Source organism: Pseudomonas moraviensis (assembly GCF_900105805.1).
Lineage (GTDB): Bacteria > Pseudomonadota > Gammaproteobacteria > Pseudomonadales > Pseudomonadaceae > Aquipseudomonas > Aquipseudomonas moraviensis_A.
The window spans coordinates 3,907,509-3,926,084 of record NZ_LT629788.1; the positions used below are offsets into that span (position 1 = coordinate 3,907,509).

General features: G+C 60.5%; 17 protein-coding genes and 1 pseudogene. 7 read left to right on the plus strand and 11 right to left on the minus strand.

Annotated features, from left to right (window positions below):
- Window positions 1–12 precede the first annotated feature (12 nt).
- From BLU71_RS28205 to BLU71_RS17380, 3 genes and pseudogenes are all read right to left on the minus strand, one after another.
- Window positions 13–621 carry a methyl-accepting chemotaxis protein gene (locus tag BLU71_RS28205; protein ID WP_376779079.1) on the minus strand — a complete coding sequence of 203 codons (609 nt, stop codon included), beginning with the start codon at window positions 619–621 and terminating at the stop codon, window positions 13–15.
- Window positions 601–1,374 (minus strand): annotated as a pseudogene (locus BLU71_RS28210) (PAS domain-containing protein); the annotation flags it as partial. The pseudogene BLU71_RS28210 and the gene BLU71_RS28205, both read right to left, overlap by 21 nt.
- A gap of 68 nt (window positions 1,375–1,442) precedes the next feature.
- Window positions 1,443–2,756 (minus strand): MFS transporter, encoded by a 1,314-nt coding sequence (locus BLU71_RS17380; protein WP_083353570.1) that lies wholly within the window; start codon window positions 2,754–2,756, stop codon window positions 1,443–1,445.
- Window positions 2,757–3,070: 314 nt separating this feature from the next.
- Between BLU71_RS17380 and BLU71_RS17385 the strand changes: the two genes are divergently transcribed.
- Window positions 3,071–4,489, plus strand: coding sequence for a short-chain fatty acid transporter (locus BLU71_RS17385; protein WP_042609688.1), 1,419 nt, complete (start codon window positions 3,071–3,073; stop codon window positions 4,487–4,489).
- 36 nt (window positions 4,490–4,525) lie between these two features.
- Here BLU71_RS17385 and BLU71_RS17390 read toward each other — a convergent pair whose 3' ends face one another.
- Complete coding sequence (locus BLU71_RS17390) at window positions 4,526–4,870, minus strand: DUF86 domain-containing protein (protein WP_042609687.1); 345 nt, start codon at window positions 4,868–4,870, stop codon at window positions 4,526–4,528.
- Window positions 4,867–5,157, minus strand: coding sequence for a nucleotidyltransferase family protein (locus BLU71_RS17395; protein WP_042609686.1), 291 nt, complete (start codon window positions 5,155–5,157; stop codon window positions 4,867–4,869). Before BLU71_RS17395 ends, BLU71_RS17390 begins: the two co-directional genes overlap by 4 nt.
- 216 nt (window positions 5,158–5,373) lie before the next feature.
- Between BLU71_RS17395 and BLU71_RS17400 the strand changes: the two genes are divergently transcribed.
- Together BLU71_RS17400 and BLU71_RS17405 are read left to right on the plus strand one after the other, a co-directional pair.
- Entirely contained in the window at window positions 5,374–6,546 is a 1,173-nt protein-coding gene (locus tag BLU71_RS17400; RefSeq protein ID WP_083353571.1) for a hypothetical protein, read from the plus strand.
- Between the two features lie 175 nt (window positions 6,547–6,721).
- Window positions 6,722–7,246: a lysine methyltransferase gene (locus BLU71_RS17405; RefSeq protein ID WP_064362106.1), complete on the plus strand. Its 525-nt coding sequence runs from the start codon at window positions 6,722–6,724 to the stop codon at window positions 7,244–7,246.
- 9 nt (window positions 7,247–7,255) lie between these two features.
- Here BLU71_RS17405 and can read toward each other — a convergent pair whose 3' ends face one another.
- A complete protein-coding gene (can, locus tag BLU71_RS17410; RefSeq protein ID WP_042609683.1) occupies window positions 7,256–7,900 on the minus strand; it encodes a carbonate dehydratase in 645 nt (214 codons plus the stop codon).
- A gap of 140 nt (window positions 7,901–8,040) precedes the next feature.
- On the opposite strand from can, the gene BLU71_RS17415 reads away from it, so the two are divergent.
- Complete coding sequence (locus BLU71_RS17415) at window positions 8,041–8,445, plus strand: serine kinase/phosphatase (RefSeq protein WP_065616578.1); 405 nt, start codon at window positions 8,041–8,043, stop codon at window positions 8,443–8,445.
- Between the two features lie 99 nt (window positions 8,446–8,544).
- Here the strand turns inward: BLU71_RS17415 and rimI are convergent, their stop codons facing one another.
- Together rimI and BLU71_RS17425 are read right to left on the minus strand one after the other, a co-directional pair.
- A complete protein-coding gene (gene rimI, locus BLU71_RS17420) occupies window positions 8,545–8,997 on the minus strand; it encodes a ribosomal protein S18-alanine N-acetyltransferase (protein WP_083353572.1) in 453 nt (150 codons plus the stop codon).
- Window positions 8,990–9,736 (minus strand): energy transducer TonB, encoded by a 747-nt coding sequence (locus BLU71_RS17425; protein ID WP_083354352.1) that lies wholly within the window; start codon window positions 9,734–9,736, stop codon window positions 8,990–8,992. Before BLU71_RS17425 ends, rimI begins: the two co-directional genes overlap by 8 nt.
- Window positions 9,737–9,978: 242 nt before the next feature.
- Between BLU71_RS17425 and mksB the strand changes: the two genes are divergently transcribed.
- Genes mksB through mksF form a run of 3 tightly spaced genes read left to right on the plus strand, consistent with a single transcriptional unit; the run spans window position 9,979 to window position 14,787 of the window.
- Window positions 9,979–11,259: an Mks condensin complex protein MksB gene (mksB, locus tag BLU71_RS17430; protein ID WP_042609679.1), complete on the plus strand. Its 1,281-nt coding sequence runs from the start codon at window positions 9,979–9,981 to the stop codon at window positions 11,257–11,259.
- Window positions 11,249–11,950, plus strand: a complete 702-nt coding sequence (gene mksE, locus BLU71_RS17435; RefSeq protein WP_083353573.1) for an Mks condensin complex protein MksE — start codon at window positions 11,249–11,251, stop codon at window positions 11,948–11,950. Before mksB ends, mksE begins: the two co-directional genes overlap by 11 nt.
- The gene (mksF, locus tag BLU71_RS17440) at window positions 11,947–14,787 is read left to right on the plus strand and encodes an Mks condensin complex protein MksF (protein ID WP_039761238.1); all 2,841 of its coding nucleotides are present in this window, start codon (window positions 11,947–11,949) and stop codon (window positions 14,785–14,787) included. Before mksE ends, mksF begins: the two co-directional genes overlap by 4 nt.
- A gap of 184 nt (window positions 14,788–14,971) precedes the next feature.
- Here the strand turns inward: mksF and BLU71_RS17445 are convergent, their stop codons facing one another.
- The 3 genes from BLU71_RS17445 to BLU71_RS17455 are packed head-to-tail and all read right to left on the minus strand — an operon-like array spanning window position 14,972 to window position 18,537.
- The gene (locus tag BLU71_RS17445; RefSeq protein WP_065616574.1) at window positions 14,972–17,275 is read right to left on the minus strand and encodes an intermembrane transport protein PqiB; all 2,304 of its coding nucleotides are present in this window, start codon (window positions 17,273–17,275) and stop codon (window positions 14,972–14,974) included.
- Window positions 17,268–17,891, minus strand: a complete 624-nt coding sequence (locus tag BLU71_RS17450; RefSeq protein ID WP_064362100.1) for a paraquat-inducible protein A — start codon at window positions 17,889–17,891, stop codon at window positions 17,268–17,270. The genes BLU71_RS17445 and BLU71_RS17450 overlap by 8 nt, the downstream gene beginning before the upstream one ends.
- Window positions 17,878–18,537 carry a paraquat-inducible protein A gene (locus BLU71_RS17455; protein ID WP_083353574.1) on the minus strand — a complete coding sequence of 220 codons (660 nt, stop codon included), beginning with the start codon at window positions 18,535–18,537 and terminating at the stop codon, window positions 17,878–17,880. Before BLU71_RS17455 ends, BLU71_RS17450 begins: the two co-directional genes overlap by 14 nt.
- Window positions 18,538–18,576 lie beyond the last annotated feature (39 nt).

Genomic DNA, 18,576 nt, shown 5'->3' on the forward strand with positions numbered 1-18,576 from the left:
ATCAGTGCGGTGTCAATGGGAGAGCTGATTGGCAAACTGCCCCACCGCATCCACCACTTTCTGCGCACCGTCCTGAATCTCAACGATCACCGTGCCCGCCTCCGCTGCCAGTGCCAGGCCTTGTTCAGCCTGAAGCTTGCCGTCGGTCATCAATGCCACCGCGCTGCGGGCCATTTCCTGGTTCTGCCGCACCACGCCGACGATTTCATCGGTTGCCTGGCTGGTGCGCGAGGCCAGTTGCCGGACTTCGTCCGCGACCACGGCAAATCCGCGGCCCTGTTCGCCGGCACGGGCGGCTTCGATGGCGGCGTTGAGCGCCAGCAGGTTGGTCTGTTCGGCAATGCCGCTGATGGTTTTGACGATGGTGCCGATCACCAGCGACTGCTCGTTCAGCGCCTCGATCCCTTCACCGGCCGCTTGCATGTGCCGTGACAGGTCACGCATCACGTTCACCGCTTCGGTGACCACCGTGGTGCCGCGTTGCGCGGTGCTATCGGTTTGTTGCGAAGTGCTGTAAGCGATGCTCGCTGCGTCGGCAACCGCTTGCTCGCGGTTGACCTGATCGGTGATCACCGTGGCGAACTTCACCACTTTGTACAGTTTGTCGTTGGCATCGACCACCGGGTTGTAGGACGCCTCAAGCCACACCGTACGGCCATGGCTGTCGATCCGCTTGAAGCGGCCTGCGACGAACTCACCGCTGTTCAGGCGCCGCCAGAAATTCTGGTATTCGGCGCTGTTGTACTCTTCCGCGGCGCAGAACGTGCGGTGATGTTTGCCTTTGATCTGCGCCAGGCTGTAACCCATGCCGTTTAGAAAGCGATCATTGGCGCTGAGCACATTGCCGCTGAGGTCGAACTCGATCACGGCAGTGGAACGCACCAGCGCACCGATCAGGTTTTCATGCTCGCGTGAGGCTTCGATGGTGCGGGTGAGGTCGCTGGCGTAGAAGGAGATGTGTCTGATCCGGCCATCGGAGGCGCGTACCGGTTGCACGATCGAACGCAGCCACGCCTCGCCACCATTGCCGCGCAACAGGCGCACGGCGCCGGCGAAATGCTCGCCGCGGCTCATCGAGTTTTTGAAGCGCTGGTGGAATTCGTCGGTTTTAACGTGGGCCGGCACGATGTCTTCAATCGCCCGACCAATCAGGTCCTGGCTCTTGTAGAACATTTCATTGAGGAAGTTCTGGTTGACCGAACGAATCCGCCCGTCGGGCTCAAGGGTCAGCGCGAGCATTTCGCTTTCCAGGCTTTCCTTCACTTGTACAAGGCTGGAGAGTTCTTCACGGAGAGCGGCCAGCTCTTGCTTCAAGCGAGTATTGAACATGGGAAAGCACCGATGGCAGGTAGTAAGCGGATACAACCTAGCCATCGGCCTTGGAGAGTTTTTCTGAAGCCAGCTCAAGATCCGTCAGTCGAAAATACTGCAGCGCGGTCCGCTCAGGCCGCGCCCGCCGCCTGACACGGCCCCGTGCGCGGTATGCGTGCAGCGAAATACGCCGCTGTCAAAATCCCCACCGCGCCCATCACTGCACAGAACATCACGCAGATCCATGGGCTCCACGGCATCAGACCGATCAGCAGCAGCGGTGAGATACTCGCCCAGGCGGCGTAGGCAATGTTGTAGGTGAAGGAAATGCCCGACACGCGAATACGCGCCGGGAACAACCCGACCATTACCGAAGGCACCGCACCCACTACCCCACAAGCCAGACCTGCGACCGCATAGGCAATGCCAATCCAGTGCCCGCCCGTGTTCAAACAGCCATACAACACGCCAATGCCCAATGGCAGCAACAGGCTGTAGAGCATGACCGTACGCCAGGCGCCAATGCGGTCGACCAGCAGCCCGGCGATCACGCAGCCGATATTGAGAAAAACGATGCCCAAGGCACTGAGGCCGAAGGTGTGGCTGGCGGTCATGCCAAAGGTTTTCTGCATCATCGTCGGGGTGATGACGACGAACACCACCACCGCCGAGGTCAACACACAGGTGAGCAACATGGCAGGCAGCATGGCCAGCCGATGCTCACGCAACACCGTGCGCAGCGGCAGCTCGACCCGCGCCTCGCGTTGCGCTTCCATGGCCATGAACACCGGGGTTTCGCTGAGCCAGCGACGCAGATAAACGCCCACCACGCCGAACACGCCACCGAGCAGAAACGGGTAGCGCCAGGCGTAGTCGAGAATTTCGGCGGAGGTAAAGACTTGCGCGAGGAAGGTCGCGGTCAGTGCGCCGATCAGGTAACCGAAGGTCAGGCCAGCCTGCAAAAATCCGAGGGCGTAACCGCGATGCCCGATAGGCGCGTGCTCGGCGACGAACACCCAGGCACTCGGCACTTCGCCGCCCACGGCCGCGCCTTGCAGAATGCGCAGCGCCAGCAACAGCAAGGGTGCGAAATAGCCGATCTGTGCGTAGGTCGGCATGATTCCGATCAAGAGGCACGGCAGCGCCATCATCAGAATGCTCAGGCTGAAGACTTTTTTGCGGCCCAGGCGGTCGGCGAAATGCGCCATCAGAATCCCGCCCAGTGGCCGCGCCAGATAACCGGTAACGAAGATGCCGAAGCTCTGCAGCAACCTCAGCCACTCGGGCATTTCCGGCGGGAAGAACAGCTGACTCAGGGTCAGCGCGAAGAACACGAAAATGATGAAATCGTAGATTTCCAGCGCCCCGCCGAGCGCCGCAAGGCCGAGGGTCTTGTAGTCGGAACGGCTGAATGGCGCCGGTCGGGCTGGGGAGTGGGCAGTCATGACAAAGAACTCAGGCATCGGCAAAAACCAAGGCGCCCATGGTCTACGCAAATGCATGGATCGACAACCCGTCAGACCATAGTCTCGGTTTGCGAAAACCTGCTCAACAAAAGCGCTGCGCTTGATTTACTGTTAGGGCCTGTCTGCCGGGCGAATGCGACCCCCTGTAGGAGTGAGCCTGCTCGCGATAGCGCCGGTTCAGTCACCCGATGTGTTGAATGTGACGACGCTATCGCGAGCAGGCTCACTCCTACACAGGGATCTGTGTTTCGCCCGCAAGATCAAAATAACCATAAAAATCCGAGGTACATCCCGTGGCCGTTGATATCGAAGATAGCCGCTCTGCGCGCTTTGCCCTGCGCTGTTCCAGTTTTGCCGAACGCTGGTTTCCCGATTCCTGGGTATTCGCCGCGCTGGCCGTCATCATCGTCGCCCTGGCCACCCTGGCCATGGGCGCCAAACCCACCGCTGCGGCGATGGCCTTCGGTGACGGTTTCTGGAGCCTGATCCCGTTCACCATGCAGATGGCCTTTGTGGTGATCGGCGGCTATGTCGTCGCCAGTTCACCCCCTGCGGTCAGACTGATCGACAAACTCGCCCGCATCCCGAAGAACGGCCGTTCCGCCGTGGCTTGGGTGGCATTGATCTCGATGGTTGCATCCTTGCTCAACTGGGGTCTGTCGCTGGTGTTCGGCGGATTGCTGGTGCGCGCCCTCGCCCGTCGCACCGATCTGAAGATGGATTACCGCGCCGCCGGCGCCGCTGCGTATCTAGGTCTGGGCGCGGTGTGGGCGCTGGGCTTGTCATCCTCGGCCGCACAGCTGCAGGCCAACCCCGGCAGCCTGCCGCCGTCGATCCTGTCGATCACCGGCGTGATCCCGTTCACCGAAACCATTTTCCTCTGGCAGTCCGGCGTCATGCTGCTGGCGCTGATCGTGATCTCGATCATCATCGCCTACGCCACCGCGCCCGGGCCGAACTCGGCACGCGACGCCGAGGCCTGTGGCATCGATCCGGCCTTCAACCTGCCACCGCTGCAACCGCGCACTCGCCCCGGCGAATGGCTGGAACACAGCCCGTTGCTGATCATCGTGCTGGTGCTGCTGGCCGCGGGTTGGCTGTTCCACGAGTTCTCGACCAAACCGGCGATTACCGCGATTTCCGGCCTGAACACTTACAACTTTCTGTTCATCATGCTCGGCGCGCTGTTGCACTGGCGCCCGCGCAGCTTCCTCGATGCGGTGGCCCGTGCGGTGCCGACCACCACTGGCGTGTTGATCCAGTTCCCGCTGTACGGCTCAATCGCCGCGCTGATGACCACGGTCAAAGGCGCCGATGCGCAAACCCTCGCGCACCACATTTCCACCTTCTTCGTCAGCATCGCCTCCCACGACACCTATGCGCTGCTGATGGGGGTGTATTCGGCGATTCTCGGGTTCTTCATCCCGTCCGGCGGCGGCAAGTGGATCATCGAAGCCCCCTACGTGATGCAAGTCGCCAACGACCTGCAATACCACCTCGGCTGGGCGGTGCAGATCTACAACGCGGCGGAAGCGTTGCCGAACCTGATCAACCCGTTTTACATGCTGCCACTGCTGGGCGTGCTCGGGTTGAAAGCGCGGGACCTGATCGGCTTCTCGTTCGTGCAACTGCTGGTGCACACGCCGCTGGTGCTGCTGTTGCTGTGGGCGCTGGGGACGACATTGGCGTATACGCCTCCGGTGATGCCGTAGGTAAACTTTAATACGCCTGTCTGCGGACAGGCGTATTCAACCTTGAGCGGTCGGAAGGGACTTCAACAGTGCAGGCAACGCAACCTGAACGGTTTCCCAGACAACGTCCAGATTGATATCGAAATAACCGTGAGCAATTCGATTACGCATCCCACGCATGCTGCGCCACGGCACCTGCGCGTTTTCAACAGTGAGCTCAGGGTAACGATCCATGATCTTGGTCGCTGCCTCTCCAATGATGATCAGGCTCATGATCACCGCTTGTTGCGTTCTCTTATCTTCAGCGAATTCATCTTTGTTCAGGCCCTCGACGAAGATAAGCGCATCGCTCGCGGCCTGACGAATATGTTCAAGATAATCATCTCGCCGGTTCTCTTTCATACGGGTCGCGCCTGATCAAGCACCTGCTGACGAAATTTCACTGGCAGGTCGCCGGGGGTCAGCACCTCGACCGCAACACCCAGCAGGTCTTCGAGCTCAACCTGAAGTCCGCCCAGATCAAAAAGCGTCGTGCCGGGCAGCGGGTCAACCAGCAGATCGAGATCGCTACCGTCCAGATCCGTCCCCAGCAATGCTGAACCAAATACACGCGGGTTGGCCACACGAAAGCGCCCGATCACTTCGCGGACGGCGGACCTTTGCATGTCGAGAGCAGTAGAAGGCTTCATGACTCACCCTTGGAAAATTCAATGTCGCTGCAGTCTAGCAGTGCGGACGCACACCAGGCAGCGTGCTTGTTGGCACAGCCGTAACAATATGTGCGCTGCTTGGTAATACCGCATTCAGGCAAGGATCCACACTCAACCGCTTTTCTGTCAAACACCACTGATCCACTATGAAGCGCCCCCAAATCGGGGGGAACCCACGCTGAAAAGGATCTGAGCATGCTCAAACTAGCAGGACTTACCCTCACCGCGCTCGCGCTAAGCGCCGCCGTCCACGCCGATGTCGACGTGAAACTGGGCAGCACCGAGCGCGTCACGCGGCTCTTCGCCTACCCCAACAATTGCAGCGTGATCTGCTTCCGTAACTGGACGCTGGAGCAGACCGTCGCTCACTACCTGAGCCAGAGCGTGCAGCGCGATGGCTACGCCGATGCCAAGGTGCTGGTGAAAACCGACAACGATCAGCTTTACGCCGAGATCAGCGGCGTGCCCGATGGCTACGACAAGCCACTGTCAGCGTTGCTCGACGCCGGGGATCTGGCCTTTACCGGCGCCAGCAAGCTGAATGCCGATGGCAAATGGGCCTATAGCTGGTATCTGTTCCTGCCGCTGGGCATGGCCCTGGAAAATCGTAAAAGCGTCGAGCTGCTGCACTTCCCGCCGGATTACTCGCTGACGCAGGCGCAGGATTACCTGCGCTCCAATACCACCGATCGCTGGGCAACCTTGCTGACCGATAACGGCATCCCCGCCGAGCAGACGCCGGCTTACCAGACCATCATCGACATCGCCCCGATCGCCGCGCCGTCCAATGCCGGCGGTGATCTGGAGGACGTCTACGACTACTTCAAGGATTACCAGACCACGCTGGTCAAGCAGTTCAGCCAGACCGCCAGCGGCACGACACTGCCAATGGTTGCGTTTGGTGCGCCGGTGCGTAACTGGATCAAGGAGCAATACGGCCCGACGGTGGGCGTGCTCGGGCTGGCGACCATCAGTCCGAGCGAAGGGGTGAAAGTGCCGGTGCTCGGTTCCAACCATCCGAGCTACATCTGGTACGCCGCCGATTCGAAGAGCTATGCCGGCGACGATGCCCAGGCCAAGGCTGACGCGGCAGGCCTGAAAGTCATGGGCCAGGATTTGAGCGCCGCCTGCTGGCAGGCCGGCATGGGCAGCAAACCGGGCAGCGATGCGCAGGCCACGCTGAGCAGTTGCACGCAAACGTGGCAGGTGACGCAGAAGGTCAAAACCTGCGAGTTGTTCTATACCTCGATCCGCGATCTCAACGCCGAAGAAGCGGCTGCCAAGTGCGCCACGCCACCGGTCAAGACACAACTGCAGCAGTTGAAAGCGCCCCTGCCCGCGGCCGCTGTGCCCGCACCGGCTCTGTAATCCTGGCTGGAGCGACCCCGCGTCAGTCAATGCTGACGCGGGATAACGTCGATCACGCCTGTCAGGTTTGACAGTAGACCGAATGTGGCAATTGCGCGACGCTTGGATCCAATCATGCATCGCCAGGCGAGGCATGGGCACAACCCGGAGGCACTCCCCACCAACAAGGATCGTTATGAACAATCAAGCCATGGGCCGGCACCCGCCCCGCGATACCGAAGGCATCTATCCCTTCGCCGGACTTCCCGTGCGGCTGGGCTTTCCATCCTGCGACGACTTTCAGATCATCCGCGACGAACAGGGCATGGCCACGGCGGTGGTCGCGCGCCGCGAGTTTCTGCGCATCAGCCGAATGTGCCGGGTTTCCGGGCAGTTACTGCCCTACCGCAGTCGACAGACCCGTCAGCTGCAATCCGGCATCCACGTTTACGACCCACGGTTCTGCGGAGTGCTGGAACACGCCTGCGACCCGAATGTATTTCTCGACATGAGTGAGTTGTGGCTGTGGGCCTTGAAAGATATCCACAGCGGCGAGCGCCTGAGCATTGATTACGCATCGACCGAAGACAAGCTGCTGCGCCAGTTCGCCTGCGATTGCGGCTCGCCGCGCTGCCGTGGCTGGATCACCGGTTACGACGAACCACCCACGCCTGAAGGCCAGCGCTTTTTACAGCGCTGGCGTCATGCAGGCCGGGGCTGAGCGCCGCGGTTACGGCGCGCCGACCGGACGCAAGCGGTATTGCGGCGGCAGTTGCTCGAAACCACTGATGGTGGTGTTCAGACTTTTCCAGCGGCCGTCCTTGATGCCGTAGATGCAGCCGTGGATCGACAGCGGCTGCCCGCGGTGCCAGGCGTTCTGGATGATGCTGGTGTGCGCGACGTTGGCCACTTGCTGGATCACGTTGAGTTCGCACATCCGGTCAACCTGCTCTTCTTCGGTCGCCAGCCTGGACAGTTCCTCACGTTTCTCGTAGTACAGATCGCGGATCGAACGCAGCCAGCCGTCGATCAGGCCGAACTGACGGTCCTGCATCGATGCGCGCACGCCGCCGCAGCCATAGTGGCCGGTGACGAGGATGTGTTTGACCTTGAGCACGTCGACGGCGTACTGGATCACCGACAGGCAGTTGAGGTCAGTGTGAAGGACAACGTTGGCGACGTTGCGGTGCACGAACAGATCACCCGGGAGCATGCCGACGATTTCGTTGGCCGGTACCCGTGCGTCGGAACAGCCGATCCATAGATATTCAGGAGTTTGCTGACGCGCCAGTTTGGCGAAGAAATCCGGGTCTTCCTTGGTGATCGCGTCAGCCCAACGCTCGTTGTTATCAATCAGGTCTTGTAGATCGTGCATGGATAAGGCCTCAAGAAAGATGCGCAGGTTTGATAGACGACCACCCGTCGAAGTCACGCCGCCAGCGCAAAGTGTTTCCGTTGGAATTCTCGCGCGCCCGGTGAGTCCACTCAGTAAGGCCCACAGTATGAGGAATTGCCATGACTGATTCACGACGCCCTTATGATGCGGTGCAACCGGAACCCATCGATGATAACGAAGACCGCATGGGTTCGGTGCACGAGCTGGATTTCGACGATGAAGAGCCCAGCGCGAAGATCGGTGATGAGCTGCCCGAGCGTGAACGTGAACAGCTGATGCCGGCTGAGCGGGTGCGCGAAGCGGGCATGACCGGAGCTTCGGTGGATGATCACCAGCCGACTGACGATGACCTGAGTCCGGAAACGCTGATTCGCCAGGACGGTGCACGTGATGCCGATGAACTCGGCGAGGGCAATCCAGCGGATTGGGATTTAAGCGAAGTCGGTGAAAACGACATCGGCGGCGGTGACGGACTGGATGAGGCGGAACTGGCGGATCTGGATCCGCTGGATGGCAAGCGGTGATCGTTGTTGCCTGATGGATTGCTATCGCGAGCAGGCTCACTCCTACAATTGGAACGCGCTCACCTGTAGGAGTGAGCCTGCTCGCGATGCCTTTAAGCCTCAGTCAACCAGGGTGCAGGCCATTACCACCGCATCCTCACGCCCCCCCACCGCCGGATAATAATCGCGACGCCGGCCAATCTCGTTGAACCCATAACGCTCGTACAATTTGAAAGCGGCCGTATTACTGTCGCGCACTTCCAGAAAACATTCCCGAGCCTGAGCCTTGTAGGCAATCGACATCAGGTGCTCAAGCAGCGTCAACCCCAACCCACGCCCCTGATTTTCCGGTTTGACCGTGATATTGAGCAGATGCGCCTCATCAAGAATGATCTGCACCACGCCATGGCCGACTTGCTGCTGACCTTCGAACATCAGCCAGATCTGGTATTTGCCCAGGCCATCGAGAAAGATTCCCCGGGTCCACGGATGGCTGTACGCGGCGTATTCGATCTTCAGCACAGCCTCCAGGTCCGCCTCGGTCATCGGGCGAAAGGTTACAGCCTCACTCATCGGATTGTTTCCAGCGCGCCATCAGCCGACGCATGGCTTGCCACACAGCAGCCTTGCGCTGTGGCTCTTCCATTAACAGTTCCAGACCGGGAATTGCCCAGGCCAGGCCCAGGCCTTCGATCTGCAGTTCACTATTGAACGCTTCGGCGTCCGCCTCCCCGGCAAACTTCACCGCCGGCAAACCGATCAGCCATAAACAGGCGCAGGGTGCTGCTTCCATCTGTACCGAGAGGAAACCCTGCACGAAGTCGCGCGCCGCTTCCGGGCCCTGATCCAGCGTGCCGCGATTGAGCCACGGCCAGCGCACCGGCTCGCCGACGATCTGCGGCGCATCCGGCAGACCGGCGGCGCGCAGCATGTCCTTGAGCAGCAGGTAGGCTGGATCGCGACTTTGAAACGCGTCGCCTGTGGGTAACTCGACCAGCAGCAGGCACCGTCCGGCACGCAGCAGTTGCAGGGCGAAACGCGGCGGAGGCACGGGCGCAGGCTTGACCACCACCGGCGTCTCGTCGACTTCTTCCACCGGTTTGGCGCCGTTGCGGGTGCTCGCCAGCGACGGACGCGGCACTTCGATTTTCGGCCGCTCGGCCGTGCGCGCGGCAGGCTGCGCCGGTGCTTCGGCCTGAGGCACCGGCGCAACCGGCACCTCGACCTCAGGCTCGGGCATCTCCAGCAGCTCGGGCCGCGACGGTGCGGCGAAAGGCAGTTCGGTGCGCGGCAACCAGTTGACCACCTGCATGGCGTTCAGATAGGCGCGGCGGCGGGACTCGATAAGCAAAGGTCGGCCACTTGTGGATAACGAAAAGTGCGCTGATTCTACCGCCCTTCGCACAAGATCGCTTGCTGTTGATCGACAGCCTGCGCTGCGCCGGGCCGCTGCGTGTTGGCCAAAGAATGCGACAGCCCGTCCCGAGAGTGAATCGCCACGCCTGTGATGCAGTACAATCGCCGCTTTTAATCGCCAACCAGCCGGCCATTCCGATGATCGAACCCAAGCGCGTCTTGCGCGCCCTCGCTGAACACTGGGCACTTCTGGAGCCACTGTGCGAGCACTTCGACCAAGGCACCCTGAGCCTCAACGAACTGCGCACGCAACTGGCCGCCCAACAACTCGACAGCACGCCGCAGGACATCACCAGCCTGCTCGACGTGTGGATTCGCCTCGATATTCTCGTTCCGGTGGCGAAAAGCCCGAACCGTTTCGAGCTCAACGCGCAGATCCACGACTTCCTCGCCTACCTGCGTCGCGAACATCGCCTCGGCCTGTGCCTGGAAATCGAAGCCTACCTGCGGCATCTCGAGCGCCTGGCCGGTTACATCCAGGATGCGTTCGACGTTCGTGACGGCAACGACCTGGCCCGCCAGTTGCGCTTGCTCGACATGCGCGTGCGCGACGTGTTGAAGAAACTCGACAACGACGAACAGGCATTGGTGGCCGTGGCCGAACGCGCCAAGACCAGCGACCGGCAGATTCCGCTGCGCCAGCGTTACGCCGAAGTACTGGCGACGTGGGACGAATACGTCGAGCCGATGATCGATCTGGTCAACGCCGACGGCGCCTTCGAACAAGGCGTGCGCAAGGTCGAAACCGTCCTGCTGAAGATGCTCAGCGAACAGCAGCGCCTCGGCCATCTGGTCGATGACGACATGCTCCTGCGCACCCACGCACGCATCCTCGAAATGCAGACCAGCGCGCAACTGACCCTGCGTCATGCCCGCGAACTGCTGCTGCCGTTGCGTGAAGAAGCGCGTCGGCACAACGCCGTGACCCGCGGCGCGGCACTGGCGCTGGCGGCAATTCGCCGTAAAGGCATCGACGCCGTGCCGCAAGCGGCGATGCCACTGTTCACCCGGCCGCAGAGCACCTTCCTCGGCAGCGCCAGTCAGGTCGAAGCCTATGTTTACGCCCTGGCGCGTTTCGAGCCGAAACCGGCGCGCTTTCCCAAGGCGCACAAAACCCAGAAGACTGGCGACGCTCCGCGTGCACCACGCACCGTGCGCGAGATGGTCGATCGTTGCGAAGAGTCATTGCCGATGCCAGACCTGATGACCTGGCTGCTGGAGCAGGAACCCGACGGCGCCACCGACGAATTGCTTTACTGGTTCTCGCGCCTGTCGCGGGAAAAACGCTTCAAGCGCGAGCGTCTGGAACGTCGCGAATACCACACTCACGAGCACCAGGTCAGCCTGCGCTCCTTCGCCCTGCTCTCGGCCAGCGATAACGCCGCCGAGGATTCTGCGAGCATCCCCCATGCATCTTGATCTATCCGAACTGTCGCAACTGGCGCCGATCTTCCGCGAGTTGTTCAAGGGTTACCACGTCAGCCGCCGCGATCCCGAGCTGTACGCACAGCTGTCGAATTTCCAGGACCAGTACCGCACGCTGTTCAAGGCGCTGGGCTTTGAACTGGTCTGCGACACCCGTGGTTTCTACTACTTCGTGCCGGACATGGCCGCCGCGGCAGTGAACAAGACCGCCCAGCGTCTGGCGCTGTTCACCTTCATCCTCGTCGAGCACCTGGCCGATCAGGGCCGCGACCCGATCGCCGTGCTCGATGGCGGCAGCCTCGGCCGCGAAGAGTTGCCGTCGTTGCTGGATAAATACCGCGACCTGTTCCTTCAGGCCGAAGTGCAGACCGTCGAAGAACTCGAAGAAAAAATCATGCGCCGCATGACCCAGCTCGGTTTCGCCGGCGAAGAAAACGGTGTCTACCGCTTCCTGCCGCCGATGCATCGTTTCCTCGATGTGTGTCTGTCGGTGCAGCAGGACCGCGATCTGGCCGCCAGCGTGCACAGCGTTCTGCCGCTGCCGGCGCCGGTGCTGATCGACGAAGAAGCCGAAGCGAAATTCCTCGAAACCGACGATCCACTCGATCTCAGCGAGTTTGAAGAAGAAAGCGAAGAAGATGCACTGGCCCGCGCCATTGCCGAAGAACAGGAGTCCGACGCATGAGCCAGGAACGCTACGGCATCCGCCGCTTTGCCCTTTTGAACACCGCCGGTTACAGCCTCGGCCTGTTCCCGCTGGAAGAACCGCTGTCGGTCTACGGCGCGAACAACCTCGGTAAGTCAGCGTCGATCAACGCTTTGCAGTTCCCGATTCTGGCGCGTATGTCGGACATGAGTTTCGGCAAGTACAGCCTGGAACAATCGCGGCGCTTCTACTTCGCTTCCGATACCAGTTACATCCTCGTCGAAGTCAACCTGCCCCACGGCCCGCACGTGATCGGAGTGGTCGGTCGCGGCCCGGGCGGTGGTTTCGGTCACCAGTTCTTCGCCTATGCCGGCAAGCTCGATCTGGCCCACTACCAGAAAAACGACACCTGTCTGCGCCAGAAAGAACTGTTCAGCAATCTCGAAAAAGAAGGCCTGAAAGCTTACGAACTCAAGCCCGACGAGTTGCGTCGCTTGCTGGTGGGCGGTCACACATCGATCCCGCTCGACCTGACGCTGATCCCGCTGCGCTCCACCAGCGAGCAGAGCCTTAAGACCTTCCGCGCGTTGTTCATCAACCTGCTGCACATGCGCGAAATCACCGCGGCCAAGCTCAAGCAACTGTTCCTCGATGCCTTCGAGCACAGCCTGCGTTCGGGCAGCGTCGACTACATCGCCGCGTGCGAAGAAGCCTTCCGCGACGTGCGGCGCATGGAGCAGGATTACAACTCGCTGGTGGCTGCCGGCCCATTGGTCGAAGCCTTGGCCAACGGCGTGAAACAGCGTGACGTGCTGCGCGGCAAACTGCATCGCCTGTCGCCGCTGCTCGATTCCTTGCTCGGCACCTGGTCGGACTACGCCACTGCGCGCAAGGAAGAGCTGACGATTCAGGCCGAGCACTACCGTCGCGAACAGGACGATCTGCAAAACGATCAGCGCGGCGGCACCCAGGAACTGATGCGTCTGGAACGGGAAATTTCCGGGATCCAGCGCTGGCTCGGCGAGTTGTCGGTGCTTAAGAACCGCTTCGCCCTCGTCGATGACGTCAAGGTGCTTGAGCAACAATTGCTCGCCGCCAAGGATGCCCACGACGAATTGGCGGGGGCCTTGGCACAGTCGCGTCAGTTCAGTGCCGAAGATCTGGAAGAGCGTTTGCGCGATCTGGAAAAACGCCTGAAGTCGGTGAAGCAGCAACTCGATCACGCCGACAACAACAGCTACGCCCGCCTGCGCGAGGAGTTCTCGCAACAGGACGTCGAGCGCCTGATGCGTCTGTTCAACAGCGCGCTGTTCAGCCTGCCGCTGGGCGAACACGGCATCACCCTCGACGAGAACGGCGAGTGGGTCAAATCCGTTGAGCTGATTCTCGATGGCTTCAAAGGCGAGCGCTTCGAAGTGCCGGGCCTCTCCATCGACATCTCGCACATCGAGCCGCCGGCCTTGCAGGCTTTGGCCGACCGCGCCGCGTTGCGCGATCAGAAAGAGCGTCTGGAAAAAGAGCTCAAGCAACTGAAAACCCAGCAAGCCGTGGCCGCCGACCGTGCCGCGAGCAAGACCCAGACCGAAGCGCTGTACCAGCAGGTACTGGACGCACAGAAGGCGCTGGAAGATTTCCGTCGCACCCAGACGCTGAGCGCCGAAGAAGGCGACAAGCTCGAGCAACTGGCGCAGATGGAAGCCGCGCAGGACGAACTCAAGCGCTCCAGCGATGCCTTCACCGAGCGCGTCCAGCAACTGTCGGCCAAGCTGCAATTGGTCGGCCGGCAGATCGCCGATATGGAAGCCAAGCAACGCACCCTCGACGATGCCTTGCGCCGTCGTCAGTTGCTGCCAGCGGATCTGCCATTCGGTACACCGTTCATGGATCCGGTCGATGACTCGATGGACAACCTGCTGCCACTGCTCAACGACTATCAGGACAGCTGGCAGGGCCTGCTGCGTGCCGATGGCCAGATCGAAGCGCTGTACGCGCAGGTGCGCCTCAAAGGTGTGGCCAAGTTCGACAGCGAAGACGACATGGAGCGCCGTCTGTCACTGCTGATCAACGCATACGCGCACCGCACCGATGAAGCCCTGACCTTGGGCAAGGCGCGCCGCGCAGCGGTCACCGACATCGCCCGCACCCTGCGCAACATCCGCAGCGACTACGACAGCCTCGAGCACCAACTGGCGCTGTTCAACCGCGAGATCAACAAGCGTCAGGTCTCCAACCTGCAAAGCTTCCGTATTGTCCTCGCGCCGAACAAGGAAGCGCTCAAGCACATCGACCAGATCATCCACAGCGCAGGCCAATACGAGGAAGGCGAAACCCTGTCGGTGTTCGACCTGAGCCAGAGTGCCGAACAGGACAACAAGAACGAAGAGGCCAAGGAATACCTGGCGCGGCTGGTGGCGGCGAACCACAACCAGCTCGGTCTCAAGGACCTGTTCGAACTGGCCTTCGAGATCACCAAGGTCAATGGCCAACCGGTCATCCACACCGACATCGACGGCGCGGCCTCCAACGGCACGACCATGACCATCAAGGCGCTGACCAACATGTATCTGTTGCTGCACTTGATGGATCGCGATCTGGCCGGTCGTGTGCGTCTGCCGTACTACCTCGACGAGGCAGCGGACATCGACGAGAAGAACCAGGCAGCGTTGCTGGAAACCAGCCTGCAACTGGGCTTCGTGCCGATCCTGGCGAGCGTCAAGCCGCAGGTCTGCGCCAGTGTCGCGATCGACCTGGAAGGCGGCAGCGGTCCGGCGGGGATCTACATTGATGAAGCGGACTGGAAGTACATCCGCCGCCATGATGTGGTCAAGGCCACGCTGAATGTGCAGGCGGATGAGCCGGAGCTGGATGCGGTTTGATCGGCTTTAGCTGAAGGCAATAAAAAGGGCCGCGATCTGATCGGATCGCGGCCCATTTTTATCCCTTGGATTTTGTGTTGATTTGCCTGGCCCCTTCGCGAGCAGGCTCGCTCCTACAGTTGGAATGCGTTTCCCTTGTAGGAGTGAGCCTGCTCGCGATAGCGTCGTCCCAGACGCTGAAGAATTACTTACCAAGCTGAATCTTCGGCGCCCAGGTCAGCCATTCTTCCTCGAACTTGTCGAACAGCGGGAACGTCTGCTCGGCCCGCGCCGGATTGCCCATGCGCTCGCCCTCCGGTGTAGCGAAGGCGATGCCGCCCTGAATCAGTGTCTCCAGCGACTCGGTTCGCACCGTCACGCCCTTGAACAACCCGTAATCGAAGCCCACGCCGCTGGTGTTCCAGAAGCGGCTGCCGCTGCGCACCAGTGGCGCGTACTTCGGCTCGATCAGGATGTGCACCAACACCCGGTCAGCCGTCTGGCCCAACTCATAACCGGTGACCTTGCCGACGGTGATTTCACGGTAAGTGACTGGCACGCCAGGCTTCAGCGAACCGCGACGTGCGGCGCTCAACACCAGACTCAAACCGGCTTCCTGTTTAGTGACTTCCGGCGCCTCGGCCAAGGCAACGAAGTTCTTCTGCGGGCCGAGATTCTTCGCCGCTGGCTGGACTTCGATGTACTTACCGGTGACCAGCGTTTCCAGGTTCTGCGTCTTGATCAGTCCCAGTTCCGGCTTGACCACCCAGAACTGACTGCCGACTCGGGCAATCTTCTCCGGCACTTCGGTGATGCGCGCGGTGAGGATCACTGACTGCATGTCATCGGTAAGATCGACGCTTTCAATCTTGCCGACATCCAGCCCCTTGAAACGCACCGGCGTACCGCTGCTCAAACCGTCGGCGCGATCGACTTTGATGGTCACCACTGCGCCTTTCTTGTTCGCCTCGTCGTGATCGGCGTACAGACGGAAGCGCGGGATGCGTTTCTTCAACGGCGCATTGGCTTGCGGCGTTTCGAATGCGATACCGCCAGCCATCAGAGTCTGCAGGGATTCACTCTTCACCTGAATCCCGCCGGTCAAGCCACCCGTGAGGGTGATGCCGCTGACGTTCCAGAAACGGGTCGAAGCGTTGACCAGGTTTTCGTATTCCTTCTCGATGTGCACGCCAATGACCAGTTGCTTTTTGGTTCGGGAGAACTGGTAGCTCTGCACTGAACCGACCTTGACCTGCTTGTACAGAATCGGGCTGCCGACGTCGATCGAGCCCAGCGAATCGGTGAACAATACCAAGTGCAGCCCCGGCGAACGCAGATCCAGCGGCGGCGCTTTTGGCCGCGCCTCGAACTCGCGCTTCGGCGCTGCGCCCTTATCGCCCGGACGCACGGCGATGTAGTTACCTTTCACAAGTGCTTCGAGGCCAGTGATGCCGGCCAGGGAAATCGATGGTTTGACCACCCAGAACTGCGTGCCCTCCACCAGGTAGTCCTCAGCCAGCGGATCCAGAGTCAGCTCGGCTGTCGCGCTGTTCAGGTCCGGATCGACCTTCAGCGCTTTCAGGTTGCCGACCTGAATGCCTTTGTACATCACCGGCGTGCGACCGGCCTGCAGGCCTTCGAAGTCGCTGAGTTTGACCTTCACGCGAATCCCGGCAGCGGCGGCGTCGAAGTCTTCATAGAGACGGAATGGCAGACTCGGGTCAGTCGGCGGGCTGTCCTTGCGATTTTCCGGTGTCGCGAAGGCGATACCGCCAGCGACGATGCTGGCCAGGGATTCGCTGCGCACTTTCACACCGGAGAGGTTGGCGTCGATGCTGATGCCGCTGGCGTTCCAGAATCGTGTATGTTTGCGCACCAGTTTGGCGTAGGTCGGCTCGATGAATACCTTCAGTTCAACGGTGCTCTGATCCTCGGAAAGCACATAGCTTTTCACCTGGCCGACCTTGATCTGCTTGTAGAACACCGGGCTGCCGCGATTCAAAGAGCCGAGGCGATCGGCCTTGATGGTGAGGTGCAGACCGGGCTTGGCGTCGGACAGTGGCGGCTCTTCGGCGAGTGCCTTGAACTTGCGTACCGGTTCGCCCTCTCCAGGACTGATCGCCACGTAATTACCCGAGACCAAGGTTTCCAGCCCGGTGATACCGGCCAGGGTCACGCTCGGTTTGACCAGCCAGAACCGCGTGCTGGTTTTCAGGTACTGCTCGACATCCTTGTTCATTTCGATGGTGGCGATCACTCCTTTGGAGTTGCCTTCATCGTCGAGCTTGAGGGTCTTGACCTTGCCGACCGGCATGCCTTTGTAGACCACTTCAGTCTTGTTGACCTGGATACCTTCGCCACTTTCAAAACGTACCTGAATCTCGATGCCGGTTTCCGACCAGGCACGCCAGCCGAGCCAGCCGCCGATGATCAGCGCAATCAGAGGCAGCACCCAAATAGCCGACCAGTTCGAAGCCGGTCGGGTTTTCGCTACAGGCAAATCAGTCATGGTCGTCGTCCGACTCCGTGTTATCCCAAATCAGTCGGGGATCGAAAGTTACTGCGGCGAGCATCGTCAGAATCACCACAGTGGCGAAGGCGACGGCGCCCAGATTGGCTTCGACACTGGCTATCCGGCCGAAGTTGACGACCGCCACGAGAATGGCGATCACAAAAATATCGAGCATCGACCAACGGCCAATGAACTCGATGAAACGGTACATCCAGATGCGCTGACGGGCCGACAATGGCTGCCGGCGCTGCACGGAAAACAGCAACAACGCGATGCCGACCAGTTTGAAGGTCGGCACCAGAATACTGGCAATGAACACTACGGCGGCGATCGGAATCATGCCGTGCTGCACCAGTTGAATCACCCCGGACATGATGGTGCTCGGATCACCCTGGCCCAGAGAACTGACCGTCATGATCGGCAGGACATTCGCCGGGATATAGATGATGGCTGCCGTGATCAACAGCGCCCAGGTTCGGGTCAGGCTGTTCGGTCGGCGAGCGTGAACCTGAGCGCCGCAACGGCTGCAGTTTTGCTCATCGACGTCAGCGTCCTGCCTGTTCAGCTCGTGGCATTCGGTGCACACCAGAATGCCCGCATCAATCGCCCGCATGGGCATCCTCTCCTGATAATGCCTGCCAGATCTGATGCGGTGACATCACCACCTCCAGCCAGACTTGCACCAATAACAAGCCAATAAAACATGCCAGCCCGAGGCCGACGGTGATCGCTGCCATATCTGCCAGCTTCACGATCGCAACGAGGACGCCCATGAGGTAGACCTCGAGCATGCCCCAGTCTCTGAGGTGGTGGTAAATACGATAGAGCAGCAAGCCATAGCCGCGGCCGACATTGAACCGAATCGTCAGTAGTACAAACAGCTGGCACAGCAACTTGAGCAACGGTATCGCCATACTGCAGAGGAAGACGACAATCGACACTCCTTGCATATCGGTATTGAACAGACCGACCACGCTACTCCACACCGTATCCTGTGACGATTGCCCGAGGATATTGAGTTGCATGATGGGTAAAAAGTTTGCCGGCACGTAAAGTAATAACGCGGCAATCACCAAGGCGAGGCTGCGCTGCACCACATTGTGGCGGTGCGCATACAACTCGTAGCCGCAACGCGGGCAGAGAGCTTTCTCACCGTGGGCAAGTGTCGGCTTGCGCATCAGCAGGTCGCACTCGTGACAGGCTATCAAGTCTTCCAGCGGTAAATCTGACAGCCCGGAGGCGTCAACCGATTCTGACATACAGGCTCTGACTCCGAAAAAGATGGGGCTATTCTAGTG